The organism is Paenibacillus pabuli NBRC 13638 (assembly GCF_001514495.1).
Lineage (GTDB): Bacteria > Bacillota > Bacilli > Paenibacillales > Paenibacillaceae > Paenibacillus > Paenibacillus pabuli.
On sequence record NZ_BCNM01000017.1, the window covers coordinates 21,918 to 37,879 of the forward strand.

Sequence of the window (15,962 nt, forward strand, 5' to 3'; positions counted from 1 at the left end):
GGTAAACGATGAAATTTCGATATCATTTCCAGAAGGTTGTTGACCTGAAAAGCAATGAAAAAACGCAAGCGGAGTGGATGTTATCCACAGCGATCGGAAAACTTCAGACGGAGGAAGAGCATCTTTTGCAACTTATGAATGATAAAAGGGAACTGATTGATGTCATTCAATCCGCTACGGAGAGCAAGGCTTCCGTATCCAGCATTCAGGAGATGCAGCGGTATGTCCATCACCTTGATGAGTGCATTTTACGAAAAAATAGTGATGTTCGACATGCTCAGGTCAATGTGCAACGGAATCAGACGTTTCTGAACGGCAAAATGATGGACGAAAAAGTGTGGCTTGGAGCGAGAGACAAGGCCAAAATCAAATTTCAGCAGGAGATGCTCCTCCGGGAACAGAACGATCTGGACGAGATGGCTACTGTACGCTTCGCTGCCAAAGCCGGACGCGCGAATTGAGTGGGCCGGCGCGAAGTTGTCTCGTGAAGGAGGAATGAACAATGGCTGTTAAAGACACGGATTTGGAAAAAGAGTCGAGCGGCGGTTGGGAAAAGTTTCTGATGATTTCAATCCCAATTGTGTTCACTGTGGTATTGCTGGGTGTAATGCTGACTCTATTTAATGTAGATATTCGCAACAACCTACTTGAAGTGGCTAACAAAGTTCCTGTCGTGAAGAACTGGTTACCCGATCCTGTTTTAGATCCAGAGAAAGAGAAACTGGAGAAAAGCGAGCAACAGGTCGAAAGTGCAGAAGCAACAATAGAAAAGCTGAAGGCACAAGTGAGCGCCAAAGAAACAGAGCTCAAAGAAGCGAAGAATGCTACAACGACAGAGACAAAAAAAGCCAGCGAACTGCAAAAGAAATTGGATGAGGCAGAAAAAGCTGCTGAAACTGCTGCATCGGTGACTCCGGAGACGGAGTCTGATTATCAGAAACAAATTAAAGATTTGGCAAAGATGTATGCGGACATGAGTCCCAGCAAGGCTGCGCCAATTTTGCAAAATATGACGAATGAAGAGATGGTACTGCTCTTAAGTGCGATGCAATCCGCAGCGCGGACCAAGGTGTTGGAGAAAATGGACCCCAAAACAGCGGCTGATGTCACGATGATGATGAAGGATGCCAAACCCTCCGGTGATCTGGCTTTGGATGCCATTCAATCTCGCTTAAAGAAAGAGACTGCAACCACATCAACGGCGTCAACGACCAACTCCAAAAATTTGGATAAAAATCAGCTTAGTCAAACGTTTGCTTCTATGTCGGCCTCGAGTGGCGCCAAGCTGCTGTTGGAGACTTATAAATTAAGTCCTGACAAAACCTTGACCATCCTGAATTCGGTGGACGATGCGACACGTTCTCAATTGCTTGAAAACATGTCGACAGAAAATTCAGTTGAAACTGCGAAAATCTTAAACAAATTAATGGGTAACAAGTAAGATCGTAGCTTCTGTTCACTATGGAGAGGAGGTGAAAACAAATGTCGATTGTATATCAAATGACATCTACGTCATCTGCCAAGACAACAGGTGCAACTCAGACGGCAGGAACTGGATCCAAAGGTGCAGCTGCTGGGACGAGTGGGGATTTTCTACAAACTCTGGCACAGTCTTTAAGTGGGGGTACAACAGAGGATAACAGCTCGGCTGCTGCAGGGAGCTTAACAGTGAATCCACTTATGTTTACATTTGCAACGAGTGAGGATGGCGAGCAAACGTCGATCACCGAAATGCTAAGTTCCCTATTCTCAGATTTGGATTCGCTTGACGAAGCTTTGGAGAACGATCCGTCACTACTAGGGGATATACAAACTCTGATTCAGCAGATGTACGCTCAATTAAATGCCAACACTGGAGTTCAAGCGGAAGGCTCTGATGAACCTACACTTGAAGCGGGAAATGCAGCCTCAACAATTGATCTGACGGAACATCCGGCAGCAGTGCGCTTTGTATTGCAGGATGTGCTTACACAGTTGATTTCGGGAATGAATGAGCCGGATAGTGCAGTTGCCAAAAATGCACCAGAATTCAAGCACTTGCTTCAATCTCTTCAAAGTCAGCTGCAGGATGCGGGTATTGACACCAGTCTTACTAAAGGTTGGACTGAGCTCAAATCCATTCTGGACACCTTAGCGGTGGCTAAAAATCAGGCTGTTCAAGTCGCTCCAACGAATTCAGGTCAATCGTCCAAGCAAGAATCGGTGGTACCGCAAGTTCTTGTTGCAACGGTTTCAAATGCTGGATCTAAAGGCACTGTAGAATCGGATGTAACAGCTTCTTCAAAGGAAGTCGGAGAAGTGGACCATTCAAGCATCATCACAGCAGGTGAGTTATCCTTGCGTTCATCAGGTACAGCGGCAGGTAAACCGGCTGAGCCTGTAATGCAGACATCTCAGTTTGCAAAAGAGATGACACAGTTTGTTGTGAACAAATTGGACATCGTGCAGCAAAAAGGATTTTCGGAGGCAACCATCTCGCTTCGTCCGGAACATCTGGGTAAGCTCGATGTGCAGATTACATTGCAAAATGGACAATTGGTTGCCCGTTTTATGACGGAACATTCAATGGCGAAAGACATGCTCGAACAGCAGATGATGCAGCTGCGTAGCTCGCTTCAAGCTCAGGGCATTCAAGTGGAACGGCTTGAGGTTACTCAAAACAGTTCACTAGGTTCACAGATGTATCAAGATGGGGGACGCCAGCCGGGAAGCAACTCTCAGCAGCAACGTCGTTCACGTGAACGTGAAGAACAATCGGATGATGCTGTAACTACAGCAAGTCTTCAGGAAGAATTACGCAACTGGCGCAGCGAGCATGAAGACGGAACCGACCTTCGAAGAGACACGTTTACAGCAGAAGCTTAAATCAGAAATGAGGTGAAAATATGGCTAATGAAGCTATTTCAACGAATAATACTTGGCCTAACTATTCGGCGGCGAATAAAGCCACAACAAGTGCTGCAACGAAGGAGCTGGGCAAGGATCAGTTTCTTAAAATACTGATTACTCAACTTCAGAACCAGGATCCTATGCAACCTATGGAAGATAAGGAATTTATCGCTCAGATGGCTCAGTTCAGTTCGGTAGAACAACTGGTGAATATCTCCACTCAGCTTAAGACGTTGAATCAATCTCTTGGGGCTGTATCTGGCATGATTGGCCGAGAGATCAGCTGGCTTTCTTCTAATAAAGAGGATAACGGAACCCTCCGTCAGGGTATTGTGGATTCCATCGTTGTAAGAGATGGTGTGCAGTATGCCAAAGTGGGCAAGGACGAAATCAAGTTGGATGAAATTATCCAGGTAACCAATCCGGCGCAGGCTGAAGGAAATGAGCCTCCGGTTCAGAATGTCGATGATGGAATTGAAGCTGAAGCGAACCAGGACCAGAGCAATCAGCCAGAATCCTCAGCGCAGCCTGAAGACAATGGAAACACACTATGAGTGATCGGATAACCGTAGGCCAATTGTATACAGGTCCAATTACGCCGAATTTGCTTAATCGCTCCAAAACAGGAGACACATCCAATGGACCGGAACGACCTTTTGCTCAGGTACTGGAAGACAATCTTCTGAAATTGAGTAATCATGCTGCCAAACGGTTGGAACAGCGTGGGATTGAACTCAAGACGGAGCAGATGCAGCAAATCGGAACTGCTCTGGATAAGGCTGCTGCCAAAGGTGCCAAGGAATCTTTGATTCTGTTGCAGGATATGGCCTTTATCGTAAATGTCAAAAACCGTACTGTCGTTACAGCTATGGATAGTGAAAGCATGAAGAACAATGTATTCACCCAGATTGATAGTGCTGTAATCATTTCTTGACCGGCTGGCCCTTCTCGGGAGCCGGAACGCCGCTGACCGACTGATGCGGCAACCAAATTAAGGCTGGGAGGCTTTTTAAACATGTTGAAATCAATGTACTCAGGCGTTTCCGGGATGCGGGGTTTTCAAACCAAACTCGATGTAATCGGTAATAATATTGCGAACGTAAATACGGTTGGATTCAAAGGTAGTCGTGTTATGTTCAAAGATATTATGAGTCAAACGACAGCAGGTGTAACTGCTCCGACGGAGGATCCGAGCGGTGGTGTGAATGCGAGGCAAATCGGATTGGGTGTATCTGTGGGATCTATAGATACGTTGCATCTTGCGGGAAGTCCTATGACAACAAACAATCCAACAGATTTACGTATTAATGGAGATGGGTTCTTTCTGGTTTCCATGGGAGGAGATCAGGAGGTTCCATTTCTAACGCGTGCTGGGGATTTTCACGTAGATGCGGCTCGTAATCTCGTTACATCTGACGGCCTCTTCGTATTAGACAGTGAAGGGGCACAAATCACAATTGGTGATGATGTTGTTTCCTTTACAATCGGCCAGAACGGTATGATTAACCAAACCATGGCAGATGGAACAGTTGAAGGTGAGACTCAACTGGGGATTGGGAAAGTGGTCAACCCTGAAGGTCTAGAAAAAATAGGGGGTAACCTTTACCGGATGACTGCCAATGCCAATCCTGACGGCGCACTTGTTTCTTTAACAGCAAATGATGCTGAGAATGGAACAGGCTCCATTATTGCAGGGCAACTTGAGATGTCCAATGTGGATCTGACAGGTGAATTTACAGAGATGATTGTAGCTCAACGTGGATTCCAGGCAAACTCGCGGATCATTACAACATCCGATGAAGTTCTTCAGGAAGTTGTTAACCTGAAACGTTAATAACTGAATTGTAATATTTAATGCGTGGGGGAGCCTGCTCCTCCACTCTGATCGAGGGGGCTTAGCATGATTTCGGTTACGCGGTTAAATGGTTCTCCCATGTGGTTAAATGCGCTGATGGTTGAGATTGTAGAAGAAACACCGGATACGTATATTACTCTGGTAACCGGAAAGAGACTCATTGTGCTTGAAAAAGCGGATGAAGTTATTTCCAAAATTAAAGAATACAACCGTGAAATCGGGGTTCAGGCAGCCACTATCAAAGTGCAGCAAACGGAGGAGTCCTGATGAAAAAGATGTTGCCCTGGCTTGCAACAAGCTTGCTAGCTATAACACTCATTGTGGTGGTTGTGTTTGTATTTATGCAAGGACAGAACGGGAATAAGTTGGATACAAATACGGCAGCTGCTGCGGAAGAGAAGAAAATGACAGCGGATGAGATTGTTGAAGTTTCTTCAGAGCTTGGTGAAATCAAAACTAACTTGGCTGATATAGACCATGTTGTCGTTGTAAGTTTTTCTTTTAAATTGTCTGACAAAAAGGCCAAAGAAGATTTTGAGAAAATCAAGGAAATCACGGTGAAACCTATTATCATCCAGACTTTTGCGGATACCAAGTCTGATGAGCTGGCTACAGCGAAAGGTCGTATTCAATTTAATAAGAAATTGACCGAGCTTATTAATGAAGCTTTGCCAGAAGGTAAGCTTGCCAGCACTAGCTTTTCTGCTTTTGTGATGGCGCCGATGTAATGAACAGAACACGCTGTAAATCTGTAAGGGGGTGAGAACATGGTGGATGTATTATCACAAAATGAGATTGACGCCCTATTAGCAGCCCTTTCCTCTGGTGAGATGGATGCTGAGGAATTGAAGAAGGAAGAAACTCAGAAGAAAATTAGATCGTACGATTTTAAGCGGGCCGTTCGATTTTCCAAAGATCATATTCGAAGCTTGACCCGTATTCACGAAAACTTTGCACGCTTTCTCACCACTTATTTTTCAGCCCAACTGCGGACGTTCGTTCAGATCAATGTCGTTCAGGTTGAACAGTTGCCTTATGACGAGTTTATCCGCTCTATTCCGAAGATGACGATATTGAACATATTTGAGGCGGAGCCATTACAGGGACGGATGGTGATGGAGGTTCATCCCAACGTGGGGTATGCAATGCTGGACCGCCTGTTAGGTGGAACAGGAAATGCACCAACAAAGATCGCATCGATGACGGAAATAGAGACGACGATTATGGAGCGGATTTTCAGCCGAGCGTTTGAGAGTTTGCAGGAAGCATGGAAGACCGTGTTGGATATTACTCCAAGGATGGAAGCGCTGGAGACCAATCCGCAATTTATGCAGATTGTATCACCCAATGAGACCATTGCTCTGATCTCGCTGAGTACCAAAATCGGTGACACCACAGGCATGATCAATTTGTGTATCCCGCATGTCGTTCTTGAACCTATTATGTCCCGCTTGTCGACTCATCAGTGGTTTGTTTCGGAGAAGAAGACAAGAGCTCCAGAAGAGTACGATGCTCTTAGAGAACGAGTGAACAAAGCCAAACTGCCTGTTGTTGCGGAATTGGGAGAATCCAGAATATCGATTGCTGAATTTTTGGGTCTGTCTGTTGGCGATGTCATTACGTTGAACAAACCGGTGGATGAGGGATTGTCCATTAAAGTGGGCGATAGGCTGAAGTATATGGGGAGCCCGGGAACGATTAAAGATCGTGTGGCTGTGCAAATAGACGAGATTGTCACCGAAGGAGTTGAAGAATTTGACGAGTAAGGATTATTTATCCCAGGAAGAAATCGATGCTTTGCTCCGGCAATCGGAATCGATGAATAGTACAGAACCAGCAGAGAAGACAGTTGATGATTTTTTGACTGAGCTGGAACAGGATGCTTTGGGGGAGATTGGTAACATTACATTTGGTAGCGCAGCGACAGCTTTGTCCACGCTATTGGGCCTAAAAGTAGATATTACAACCCCTAAAGTTTCCATTATCAGCCGGACACAGTTTGAAGAAGCTTTTCCCAAGCCTCATGTTGCAGTCCATGTGAATTATGTGGATGGATTCGAAGGGATTAACTCACTAGTAATCAAGAAGCGCGATGCTCAAGTTATAGCCGATCTGATGCTTGGTGGCGAAGGTAACCCGGTCGATGAAGAATTGAACGAAATCCATATTAGTGCAGTTCAGGAAGCAATGAATCAGATGATGGGTTCTTCTGCAACATCCATGTCTACGATCTTTAACCGTTTTGTGAACATCTCTCCTCCGGGAATTGATATTCTCAACATGGAAAGTGGTGAGGGAGTCAGTAACCTTCCAGAAGATGAGACGCTCATTCAAGTGTCGTTCCGTCTATTGATTGGTGATCTGATAGATTCTAATCTGATGCAGCTCCTTCCAGTGCATTTTGCCAAAGAAATGGTAGAGATGTTGATCGGGGGCGCCCAGGAGTCCACTGCGAATGCACCCGTTGCGTCAACACCTGAGCCAGCACCTGTAGCGCCACCAGCAGCACCACCGGTTGCACATGAGCAACCTCCGGTTCAGCAGCAGATGCCTCCACAACCGTCACAACCGCCAGCTCAGGACTATAACGGATATGGTCAGGCTCCGATGGGAATGCCTCAAGGGATGCCGCCACAACAGCCTTATGGCATGCCTCCGCAGCAACCCTATGGTGTACCACAGCATTACGGCGGTGTACCGAATAGGAATGTAAACGTACAACCGGTTCAGTTCGCCAATTTGCAAAATGGGGCGTTCGGTCAGGTGGACGAAAACAATTTGAATTTATTGATGGACATTCCCCTTAAAGTCACCGTAGAATTAGGGAGGACCCAGAAGCAAATTAAGGATATTTTAGAACTGTCACAAGGTTCAATTGTCGAACTCGACAAACTCGCTGGTGAACCTGTCGATATTTTGGTCAATAACAAGTTGATTGCCAAAGGTGAGGTTGTCGTAATCGACGAAAACTTTGGTGTTCGAGTTATAGATATCGTAAGCCAATGGGACCGAATTCAGAAATTACAATAAGCACAATTTAGGGAGGACTTGAATCAAGATGGCAAACCGAATTTTAGTCGTGGACGACGCTGCATTTATGAGAATGATGATCCGGGACATTTTGTCCAAAAACGGATACGAGGTCGTTGGCGAAGCACAGGATGGATCACAAGCAATTGAGAAGTTTAAGGAGCTTCGTCCTGATCTGATCACAATGGATATTACCATGCCTGAGATGGATGGTATTGCAGCACTGAAAGAAATTAAAAAAATTGATGCTAACGCTAAAGTAATTATGTGCTCTGCGATGGGCCAACAAGCGATGGTTATTGATGCAATCCAGGCTGGCGCTAAAGATTTCATCGTGAAGCCGTTCCAATCTGACCGGGTTATCGAAGCAATCAGCAAAACGCTGGGCGTTTAAGAGACATGATGATGGCTCAGGATAAGATTCCAGAAGGAGTAGGCACGGGAGTCAATTATTATTTTCAGCTTGTATGGGTGATTGTTGTCCTGGCCGTCATTCTGGTTCTTATAGTCTATCTGATTCGTTTTCTAAACAAACGGAATCAGCGATGGTTCCGGAACGGCACAATTCGTATTCTGGGTGGGGTCGGACTGGGACCAAACAAGTCGCTGCAAATTATAGAAATTGGCGGTAGCGTTTATCTACTCGGTGTGGGTGATGACATACAGCTGGTGGATAAGGTTTCGGATCTTGAAGAGGCACAGCGAATCATTGATTCATTTGAACGGGACGCGTCAGCGCAACAGGGGAGCCTTTCGCCTCTTATTGCAAAGCTGGCAGCCCGCTTGCGCAAAGATGAACCGCCTCGGGAAATGGAACTTGAGGATACAACCTCTTTTCATGAACTGTTTGAATCCAAGCTTCGGCAGATGCCTAACCGTAAAGAGAAGATGGAGAAGGTCTTGGAAGAAGACAATACTACAGATCGGTCGAGGGATTCATGAAGAAAAAGATTTGGTTAGCGTGTTTTTTCATAGGACTCATCAGTCTGGCATCCGTTACTGTTGCCTTTGCCGAACCGATTCCGAATATTGATATTCAAATTGGAAGCGGTGATGGGAGCACGCCAAGTACGAGTTCACTGTCCATCATCCTATTGATCACAGTACTTAGTATAGCGCCAGCTTTGCTGGTATTGATGACCAGTTTTACCCGGATTGTTATCGTTCTCGGCTTTGTGCGGACATCCTTGGGTACGCAGCAAATGCCACCCAATCAGGTACTGGTCGGATTGGCACTTTTTCTGACACTTTTTATTATGTCGCCAACATTGTCCTCCATTAATCAAGTAGCGCTTCAGCCCTACCTTAAAGGAGACATCACACAAACCGAAGCGTTGGAAAAAGCAGCAGATCCCATGAAGAAGTTTATGTTCTCTCACACCAGAGAAAAAGATCTAATGTTGTTTATGAAGTACAATCAGACTGAACAGCCCAAATCGTATCAGGATATTCCAATTACGGTTATGGTACCGGCATATGCAATCAGTGAGTTGAAGACAGCATTTCAGATGGGATTCATGATTTTTATTCCATTTCTGGTTATAGACATTGTGGTCGCGAGTACACTCATGGCTATGGGGATGATGATGCTTCCGCCAGTCATGATCTCATTACCTTTCAAAATACTACTATTTGTGCTTGTTGATGGCTGGTATCTGGTAGTGAAGTCACTGTTGCTGAGTTTTAACACTTGAGCCGGAATATTAAAGGAGGACGGTCATGACTTCGGAGTTTATTATCGGTCTGGCCGGGAAAGCAGTGTATACTTCACTGTTGGCCAGCGCACCCATGCTTATTCTAGCTCTGGTTGTAGGACTCATAATCAGTGTGTTTCAGGCAACAACTCAAATTCAGGAGCAAACACTGGCCTTTGTACCTAAAATCATTGCCGTACTTCTGGCAGTACTGTTGTTTGGGCCATGGATATTGAATATACTGGTCGATTTCACGTATAACATTCTCGATAATTTATACAGATACATAGGGTAGGCTTTTGCAGATGGAGACATTATTGCAAAGTTTTCCTGTCGCTCTGCTTATGTTTTGTCGAATTGCATCATTTTTTGTAACTGCACCTGTCTTCTCGGCTCGGAATGTGCCGAATTCTCTTAAAGTCGGTTTATCAGCATTTGTAACATTGACTGTATATATGGTATATGGCATAAACCAGGTCGTACCTACAGATCTGAGCTATGTCCTGCTCGTTATCCGGGAAATATTAATTGGTTTGCTGCTCGGCTTTGTTGCCTATCTGATTATGACCGCTGTTCAGACAGCTGGAACATTTATTGATCTTCAGATTGGGTTTGGTATGGCCAATGTATATGATCCGATGACTGGTGCCTCTGCACCGCTTACAGGTAACTTCAAATATGCCTTTGCTGTGCTGCTCTTCCTGACAATGAACGGACATCATTATCTGCTCGATGCCATTGTATACAGTTATCGCTGGATTCCGTTGTCGAATGCATTTTATCTGAGATTGGCGGATGGGAGTATTGCTGAATTTTTGGTGCGTACATTGGGGCAATCATTTATGTTGGCTTTTCAGATGTCTGCGCCGATTGTAGTGGCTTTATTTTTGACGGATGTGGGATTGGGATTTTTGGCGAAGACAGCTCCTCAATTTAATGTATTTGCTGTTGGAATGCCGCTGAAGGTACTTGTTGGGCTTGCTATATTGCTTTTGCTGGTTCCCAGTTTCGCCTTTGTGTTTAGTCAATTGTTCGAAGTGATGTTCAGATCCATGGAAAAATTGCTTGGGACCATTGGACAAAGGCCGGGCTGAGTGAAACGGAGGACAAGATTCACATGAAATATCAACTCGACCTCCAGATGTTCGCAGGGGAAAAGACAGAGAAGGCTACCCCGAAAAAGAGACAGGATACGCGAAAAAAAGGACAAGTTGTCAAAAGTATGGAACTGTCCGGTGCATCCATTCTCCTATTCACATTTGTGATTATGATGATGTTCAGTAACTTTTATAAAGAACGAATGGTTCGACTGTTTACAGATATCTTCATTAATCGGCTGAGTATGGAGGTCACCGGCGAGAATGTTGTGGCATTAATGATGCGTTATGGCATCGAAGTGATGCTGTTGCTGGCTCCTGTTTTGCTCGGTGCGGCACTTGTTGCATTAATCGTCAATTACATGCAGGTTGGCTTTCTGCTTGTGGGAGAGGGTTTGAAGCCAAAACTGGAAAAGTTGGATCCGATCAAAGGATTCAAAAACATTTTTTCTCTTCGTTCATTGGTGGAGTTTGCTAAATCCATTATGAAAATGTCGATCATCGGATACCTCGTTTACAGCACTATCCGAGGAGCCCAGTCTGATATTGCAGCTCTGTCTCATTTTTCGCTCGATGCCATTCTGCACTTTGCTGCTTCGCTGACATTGAATTTGGGCATCAAGATCGCGGTAGCTCTGTTGGTGCTTGCTGTACTTGATTATATGTATCAGAAGTACGATTACGAGAAAAACATCCGTATGTCGAAGCAAGATATCAAGGACGAATACAAGAAAATGGAAGGCGACCCGCTAATTAAGGGCAAAATTCGGGAACGCCAGCGTCGCATGGCTATGCAGCGGATGATGCAGGAAGTACCGAATGCGGATGTAATCATTACGAACCCGACACACTTTGCCGTTGCGCTTAAGTATGAAGGGTCTGAGATGGAAGCTCCGCAGATTGTTGCCAAAGGGCAGGATTATGTCGCCTTGCGTATTAAGGAAATTGCCAAAGAGCATGGTGTCATTACGATGGAAAACAAGCCGCTGGCACGGGCATTGTTCCAGAGAGCCGAGATTGGCGACGCCATACCGGCTGATTTGTTTCAAGCGGTAGCTGAAGTGCTGGCTTATGTATATAAATTAAAGGGCAGAACGAAATAACAAGGGATCGGAGGCCGTACATTCATTGAAAACAAAAGATATTGCTGTCCTTGCGGGTATCATCGGCATCGTGTTGATGATGATTCTCCCGATCCCAACCTGGTTGTTGGACATGCTGCTCGTCATCAATATTTCAATTGCACTGATGATACTGCTTGTTGCAATGAACAGCAAAGAAGCATTGCAATTTTCCATCTTTCCTGCTTTATTGCTTATCACGACGTTGTTCCGACTAGCGCTCAATATATCGACAACGAAACTGATTCTTGGAGAAGGAAACGCTGGATCGGTAGTAGCCACCTTTGGTAGCTGGATAGCCGGCGGACAGATTGCAATCGGTTTTATCGTGTTCCTGATTCTGGTCGTTGTTCAATTTATCGTAATTACAAAGGGTTCGGAGCGTGTAGCTGAAGTAGCCGCACGATTTACCCTTGATGCGATGCCTGGTAAACAGATGAGTATCGACGCCGATTTGAATGCTGGTCTAATTAATGAACAGCAGGCGCGTGAACGTCGTTCCAAAATTGAACGTGAAGCAGACTTCTACGGAGCCATGGATGGTGCGAGTAAGTTTGTAAAAGGAGACGCCATCGCAAGTATTATTATCCTCCTGATCAATCTGATTGGTGGGTTTATCATCGGGATGACGGTTCATGGTCTCTCCTTTGCGGATGCGTTGTCTACCTATTCCGTATTGACGATCGGGGATGGACTTGTAAGCCAGATTCCTGCTCTTCTTATTTCAACTGCTGCAGGTCTTATTGTAACAAGAGCATCATCGGAAGGGAATTTGGCTGATGATATTACGGGGCAGTTGTTTACATATCCGACGCTCCTTTATATTGTAGCTTTTGTAATAGCAATGCTCGGATTTTTCACTCCAATTCATGTCATTACAACGTTGCCCCTTGCAGGTGTGCTCGCCTTTTCTGGGTGGAGGATGCAAAACAATCTGAATCAGAAGCAAGTGGCAGAGGAACAGATGGAAGAGGAGCAGCAGATTGAAGAAGTGAGAAGTCCGGAGAGTGTAATCAATCTGCTTCAGGTTGACCCTATCGAGTTTGAATTTGGTTATGGTTTAATCCCTCTGGCTGACAATCAGCAGGGCGGTGACTTATTGGATCGGATCATTATGATACGCAGACAGTGCGCTCTGGAACTGGGGTTAGTTGTTCCAGTTATCCGAATTCGAGATAACATCCAATTAAGACCGAATGAATATGTCATCAAAATTAAGGGTAATGTTGTTGGCGGCGGGGAACTGTTGTTAAATCATTATTTGGCCATGAGCCCAGGATACGAAGAGGAGTCGGTTACAGGAATCGAAACGACAGAGCCAGCTTTTGGACTTCCTGCCTTATGGATTGATGAGGTAACCAAAGATCGAGCTGAACTCGCAGGATATACTGTTGTAGATCCGCCCTCCGTTGTAGCAACACATCTGACTGAATTGATTAAGAAGCATGCGCATGAGTTACTTGGCAGACAAGAAACCAAAGCACTTGTGGATAATCTCAGAGAGAATTATGCGGCGCTTGTGGATGAACTGATCCCTTCCGTTTTGTCCATCGGTGATATACAAAAAGTGCTGGCCAAGCTGTTGCGTGAGAAAGTTTCCATTCGTGATATGGTTACGATCTTCGAGACACTGGCTGACTACGGAACCTATACCAAGGATCCGGATGTACTGACGGAATATGTGAGACAATCCCTGTCTCGTCAGATTACCCAGCAGTTCTCCCAAAAAGGTGAGACACTAAGAGTGATTACTGTTGGACCAGGGCTGGAGAAGAAGATTGCTGAAAGTGTGCAGCAATCAGATCAAGGAAGTTATCTTGCACTGGACCCAGCTTCGACGCAAAGTTTATATCAAAAATTGACCGAACAGGTCAACCGACTGATTCAGTCGGGCCAACAGCCTGTTGTATTAACTTCTCCAACCATTCGTATGTATCTGCGTCAGGTGATTGAACGCACCATGCAGGATATACCAGTACTTTCCTATAGTGAGTTGGAGCCGAATGTTGAAATCCAAAGTGTCGGGGTGGTGAACTTATGAGAGTAAAACAATACGTTGTTGAGACCATGCCCGAAGCTATGCTTCAAATTCGTAAAGACCTGGGAAGTGATGCCGTCATTCTGTCCACTAAGGAAATTAAGGTGGGCGGCGTGTTGGGAATGTTCCGCAAAAAAAGGATTGAAGTTGTCGCTGCAGTGGACAAGGAAGAAAAGAAACAACCAACGAAGCAAGTTCAAAACCAATTTACATCGGTCCCTCGCGCTTTTGTTCCTGAAGCCTACCGACAAACGGCTCGTTCGTTTGTCGCTGCTTCTGACGATTCGACTGTGAATATCGCTGACCCAAAAGTGCAAGAGGAACCTAAGGATGCCTCAGCTGTGTCTGAATTAAGTAGAATTAGTTCAGACACGAGCAACGGCACATCTTCTTCGAGCTTCGAGCATAAACCGCGACCGCAAGGGGCGGATTTTTCGGGTTCATCTGCTCTGGGGCAGCAAGTGAACAATTCACAACAAGAGCAGTTGATGGCTGAACTTCAGGACCTCAAATCGATGATGACCAAGCTATCCAAACAAGGCGCTTCCACGGACCAATTACCCGAAGAGTTTCATGGGCTGAGACAACGGTTGACAGAACAGGACGTATGGCCAGTAGTGTGGGAATCCTGGTTTGATGCTGTCCAGTTGCAATTCTCTGAACAAGGGTTAAACGAAGTAGAGGCATATCAAGTAATGAAGCGCGAAATTTCACATTTTTTGGATCAGCGGATAGAGGCAGGCATTATGCCCACCACACGTATTGTATATGTTGCAGGTCCAACGGGGGTTGGTAAAACAACAACCATTGCCAAGCTGGCTGCTGAACAAATGTTCAGCAAGCAGCGGAAGGTAGGATTCATAACCTCAGATACGTATCGTATATCCGCGGTAGAACAACTCAGAACCTACGCATCCATTTTAAATGTGCCGCTTGAGGTTGTACAATCCCCCGGGGACACACAACGTGCAATTTCCCGGCTTCAGGAATGTGATCTGATCTTCATGGATACTGCGGGAAGAAATTACAGGAATGAATTGCTTGTTTCAGAGTTGCAGAGCTTGCTTGCCCCTGTGGAAAACAGTGAAACCTTTTTGGTCTTGAGCATGACCTCCAAGAGTGCCGATATGATTCAAATTACGGAGCATTTCAGCAAGTATGGACTGGATAAGGTAATTTTCACGAAGATGGATGAGACAGGAAGTTGTGGTCCGATGTTTAACTTATTACATCGCTTTCCACTCAAGCTTGCTTATGTGGCTAATGGACAAAATGTGCCGGATGATCTTCTTAAGCCTGATGCAGAATCGTTGACCAGACAGTTACTGGGAGAATGTGAACAATGAAGGACCAGGCAGCCTCACTCAGAAATATGGTCTCTATGCCTAACGCAGCGAATGAGATACAGCGTGATTCACGCTCTTCCAAGATCATAACCGTTGCCAGCGGAAAGGGCGGGGTTGGAAAATCCAATTTCACTCTGAATTTTGCACTGACTTTGCAGGCGCTGGGGCAAAAGGTACTTGTATTTGATGCGGATATAGGGATGGCTAATATCGATGTTCTTATGGGAACTTCTTCTTCCTATAATCTGTATCATTTGTTATACCGACAGAAATCCATACAGGAAATCATACAACTTGGTGCAAGTGGGTTGCCCTATATCGCCGGCGGTTCGGGGATGAAAGAATTGTTCTCATTGTCAGATCGTGATCTGGAATTCTTCGCGGAACAAGTGGAAGAGATTGCTCAGGAGATGGATTATGTCATTTTTGATACAGGAGCCGGACTTTCCAAAGAAAACATGAAATTTATCGGTGCAGCCGATGAGTGCCTGATCATAACCACACCTGAACCGACTTCAATAACCGATGCTTATGCTTTAGTCAAAGTTATGCATGGCCAGGAAAATGCTACACCCTTTCGAATGATCGTTAACCGGGTTGAAGACCAGCAGGAGGCGGAACGGGTGGCGGATAAAATAGCTGGAGTGGCAAAAAGGTTCTTGCAGACTGATATCCCGCTGCTTGGATATATTTCTGAAGATGCTCAGGTTGTAAAGGCAGTCAAAAGGCAAGTGCCATACAGTCTGGCCTATCCGAATGCCAAAGCGTCCAAGGATATAGAGAAACTCGCACTTCGCTATCTGGCTGCACCTTCTCCTACGGGATCCGAAACCTTAACAGGAATCAGAGGATTTATGAAAAAATGGCTAAAACGAACAACATGATTTCTGAA

General features: G+C 45.3%; 19 protein-coding genes. All 19 read left to right on the forward strand.

Annotated features, from left to right (window positions below; genetic code table 11):
- Positions 1-8 precede the first annotated feature (8 nt).
- The 19 genes from fliJ (at position 9) to PPA03S_RS21660 (ending at position 15,954) form a co-directional block, all read left to right on the forward strand.
- On the forward strand, positions 9-461 hold the full coding sequence (fliJ, locus tag PPA03S_RS21570) for a flagellar export protein FliJ (protein WP_062326051.1): 453 nt from the start codon (positions 9-11) through the stop codon (positions 459-461).
- A gap of 41 nt (positions 462-502) precedes the next feature.
- Complete coding sequence (locus PPA03S_RS21575; RefSeq protein ID WP_062326052.1) at positions 503-1,441, forward strand: MotE family protein; 939 nt, start codon at positions 503-505, stop codon at positions 1,439-1,441.
- 41 nt (positions 1,442-1,482) lie between these two features.
- Positions 1,483-2,865 carry a flagellar hook-length control protein FliK gene (locus tag PPA03S_RS21580; RefSeq protein WP_062326053.1) on the forward strand — a complete coding sequence of 461 codons (1,383 nt, stop codon included), beginning with the start codon at positions 1,483-1,485 and terminating at the stop codon, positions 2,863-2,865.
- Between the two features lie 20 nt (positions 2,866-2,885).
- On the forward strand, positions 2,886-3,443 hold the full coding sequence (locus PPA03S_RS21585) for a flagellar hook capping FlgD N-terminal domain-containing protein (protein ID WP_062326054.1): 558 nt from the start codon (positions 2,886-2,888) through the stop codon (positions 3,441-3,443).
- Complete coding sequence (locus tag PPA03S_RS21590; RefSeq protein ID WP_062326055.1) at positions 3,440-3,823, forward strand: TIGR02530 family flagellar biosynthesis protein; 384 nt, start codon at positions 3,440-3,442, stop codon at positions 3,821-3,823. The genes PPA03S_RS21585 and PPA03S_RS21590 overlap by 4 nt, the downstream gene beginning before the upstream one ends.
- An 81-nt stretch (positions 3,824-3,904) precedes the next feature.
- Positions 3,905-4,723: a flagellar basal body rod protein FlgG gene (gene flgG / locus PPA03S_RS21595; RefSeq protein ID WP_062326056.1), complete on the forward strand. Its 819-nt coding sequence runs from the start codon at positions 3,905-3,907 to the stop codon at positions 4,721-4,723.
- Positions 4,724-4,789: 66 nt separating this feature from the next.
- Entirely contained in the window at positions 4,790-5,011 is a 222-nt protein-coding gene (locus PPA03S_RS21600) for a flagellar FlbD family protein (RefSeq protein ID WP_056700597.1), read from the forward strand.
- Positions 5,011-5,472, forward strand: a complete 462-nt coding sequence (locus tag PPA03S_RS21605) for a flagellar basal body-associated FliL family protein (protein WP_062326057.1) — start codon at positions 5,011-5,013, stop codon at positions 5,470-5,472. Before PPA03S_RS21600 ends, PPA03S_RS21605 begins: the two co-directional genes overlap by 1 nt.
- A gap of 39 nt (positions 5,473-5,511) precedes the next feature.
- A complete protein-coding gene (fliM, locus tag PPA03S_RS21610; protein WP_062326058.1) occupies positions 5,512-6,510 on the forward strand; it encodes a flagellar motor switch protein FliM in 999 nt (332 codons plus the stop codon).
- Positions 6,500-7,774 carry a flagellar motor switch phosphatase FliY gene (gene fliY, locus PPA03S_RS21615; protein ID WP_062326059.1) on the forward strand — a complete coding sequence of 425 codons (1,275 nt, stop codon included), beginning with the start codon at positions 6,500-6,502 and terminating at the stop codon, positions 7,772-7,774. Before fliM ends, fliY begins: the two co-directional genes overlap by 11 nt.
- A 28-nt stretch (positions 7,775-7,802) precedes the next feature.
- Positions 7,803-8,168: a response regulator gene (locus tag PPA03S_RS21620; RefSeq protein ID WP_017689175.1), complete on the forward strand. Its 366-nt coding sequence runs from the start codon at positions 7,803-7,805 to the stop codon at positions 8,166-8,168.
- Positions 8,169-8,179: 11 nt separating this feature from the next.
- Positions 8,180-8,716 (forward strand): flagellar biosynthetic protein FliO, encoded by a 537-nt coding sequence (locus PPA03S_RS21625; RefSeq protein ID WP_062326060.1) that lies wholly within the window; start codon positions 8,180-8,182, stop codon positions 8,714-8,716.
- Entirely contained in the window at positions 8,713-9,468 is a 756-nt protein-coding gene (gene fliP / locus PPA03S_RS21630; RefSeq protein ID WP_062326061.1) for a flagellar type III secretion system pore protein FliP, read from the forward strand. Before PPA03S_RS21625 ends, fliP begins: the two co-directional genes overlap by 4 nt.
- A 25-nt stretch (positions 9,469-9,493) precedes the next feature.
- The gene (fliQ, locus tag PPA03S_RS21635) at positions 9,494-9,763 is read left to right on the forward strand and encodes a flagellar biosynthesis protein FliQ (protein WP_024630226.1); all 270 of its coding nucleotides are present in this window, start codon (positions 9,494-9,496) and stop codon (positions 9,761-9,763) included.
- A gap of 10 nt (positions 9,764-9,773) precedes the next feature.
- On the forward strand, positions 9,774-10,562 hold the full coding sequence (fliR, locus tag PPA03S_RS21640; protein WP_062326062.1) for a flagellar biosynthetic protein FliR: 789 nt from the start codon (positions 9,774-9,776) through the stop codon (positions 10,560-10,562).
- Between the two features lie 23 nt (positions 10,563-10,585).
- The gene (gene flhB / locus PPA03S_RS21645) at positions 10,586-11,668 is read left to right on the forward strand and encodes a flagellar biosynthesis protein FlhB (RefSeq protein WP_062326063.1); all 1,083 of its coding nucleotides are present in this window, start codon (positions 10,586-10,588) and stop codon (positions 11,666-11,668) included.
- Between the two features lie 25 nt (positions 11,669-11,693).
- The gene (gene flhA, locus PPA03S_RS21650; RefSeq protein WP_062326064.1) at positions 11,694-13,727 is read left to right on the forward strand and encodes a flagellar biosynthesis protein FlhA; all 2,034 of its coding nucleotides are present in this window, start codon (positions 11,694-11,696) and stop codon (positions 13,725-13,727) included.
- Positions 13,724-15,070 (forward strand): flagellar biosynthesis GTPase FlhF, encoded by a 1,347-nt coding sequence (flhF, locus tag PPA03S_RS21655; protein WP_062326065.1) that lies wholly within the window; start codon positions 13,724-13,726, stop codon positions 15,068-15,070. The genes flhA and flhF overlap by 4 nt, the downstream gene beginning before the upstream one ends.
- Positions 15,067-15,954, forward strand: coding sequence for a MinD/ParA family protein (locus PPA03S_RS21660; RefSeq protein ID WP_062326066.1), 888 nt, complete (start codon positions 15,067-15,069; stop codon positions 15,952-15,954). Before flhF ends, PPA03S_RS21660 begins: the two co-directional genes overlap by 4 nt.
- The last annotated feature ends 8 nt before the right edge of the window (positions 15,955-15,962 follow it).

What these genes read in the sequence shown, in the direction of transcription:
- fliQ (WP_024630226.1), top strand. Translation starts at nt 9,494, where the DNA reads ATGACTTCGGAGTTTATTATCGGTCTGGCCGGGAAAGCAGTGTATACT.
- fliR (WP_062326062.1), top strand. Translation starts at nt 9,774, where the DNA reads ATGGAGACATTATTGCAAAGTTTTCCTGTCGCTCTGCTTATGTTTTGT.
- PPA03S_RS21585 (WP_062326054.1), top strand. Translation starts at nt 2,886, where the DNA reads ATGGCTAATGAAGCTATTTCAACGAATAATACTTGGCCTAACTATTCG.
- PPA03S_RS21580 (WP_062326053.1), top strand. Translation starts at nt 1,483, where the DNA reads ATGTCGATTGTATATCAAATGACATCTACGTCATCTGCCAAGACAACA.
- PPA03S_RS21605 (WP_062326057.1), top strand. Translation starts at nt 5,011, where the DNA reads ATGAAAAAGATGTTGCCCTGGCTTGCAACAAGCTTGCTAGCTATAACA.
- flhB (WP_062326063.1), top strand. Translation starts at nt 10,586, where the DNA reads ATGAAATATCAACTCGACCTCCAGATGTTCGCAGGGGAAAAGACAGAG.
- flgG (WP_062326056.1), top strand. Translation starts at nt 3,905, where the DNA reads ATGTTGAAATCAATGTACTCAGGCGTTTCCGGGATGCGGGGTTTTCAA.
- fliJ (WP_062326051.1), top strand. Translation starts at nt 9, where the DNA reads ATGAAATTTCGATATCATTTCCAGAAGGTTGTTGACCTGAAAAGCAAT.
- PPA03S_RS21625 (WP_062326060.1), top strand. Translation starts at nt 8,180, where the DNA reads ATGGCTCAGGATAAGATTCCAGAAGGAGTAGGCACGGGAGTCAATTAT.
- PPA03S_RS21660 (WP_062326066.1), top strand. Translation starts at nt 15,067, where the DNA reads ATGAAGGACCAGGCAGCCTCACTCAGAAATATGGTCTCTATGCCTAAC.
- fliM (WP_062326058.1), top strand. Translation starts at nt 5,512, where the DNA reads ATGGTGGATGTATTATCACAAAATGAGATTGACGCCCTATTAGCAGCC.
- PPA03S_RS21590 (WP_062326055.1), top strand. Translation starts at nt 3,440, where the DNA reads ATGAGTGATCGGATAACCGTAGGCCAATTGTATACAGGTCCAATTACG.
- flhF (WP_062326065.1), top strand. Translation starts at nt 13,724, where the DNA reads ATGAGAGTAAAACAATACGTTGTTGAGACCATGCCCGAAGCTATGCTT.
- fliP (WP_062326061.1), top strand. Translation starts at nt 8,713, where the DNA reads ATGAAGAAAAAGATTTGGTTAGCGTGTTTTTTCATAGGACTCATCAGT.
- PPA03S_RS21620 (WP_017689175.1), top strand. Translation starts at nt 7,803, where the DNA reads ATGGCAAACCGAATTTTAGTCGTGGACGACGCTGCATTTATGAGAATG.
- PPA03S_RS21600 (WP_056700597.1), top strand. Translation starts at nt 4,790, where the DNA reads ATGATTTCGGTTACGCGGTTAAATGGTTCTCCCATGTGGTTAAATGCG.
- PPA03S_RS21575 (WP_062326052.1), top strand. Translation starts at nt 503, where the DNA reads ATGGCTGTTAAAGACACGGATTTGGAAAAAGAGTCGAGCGGCGGTTGG.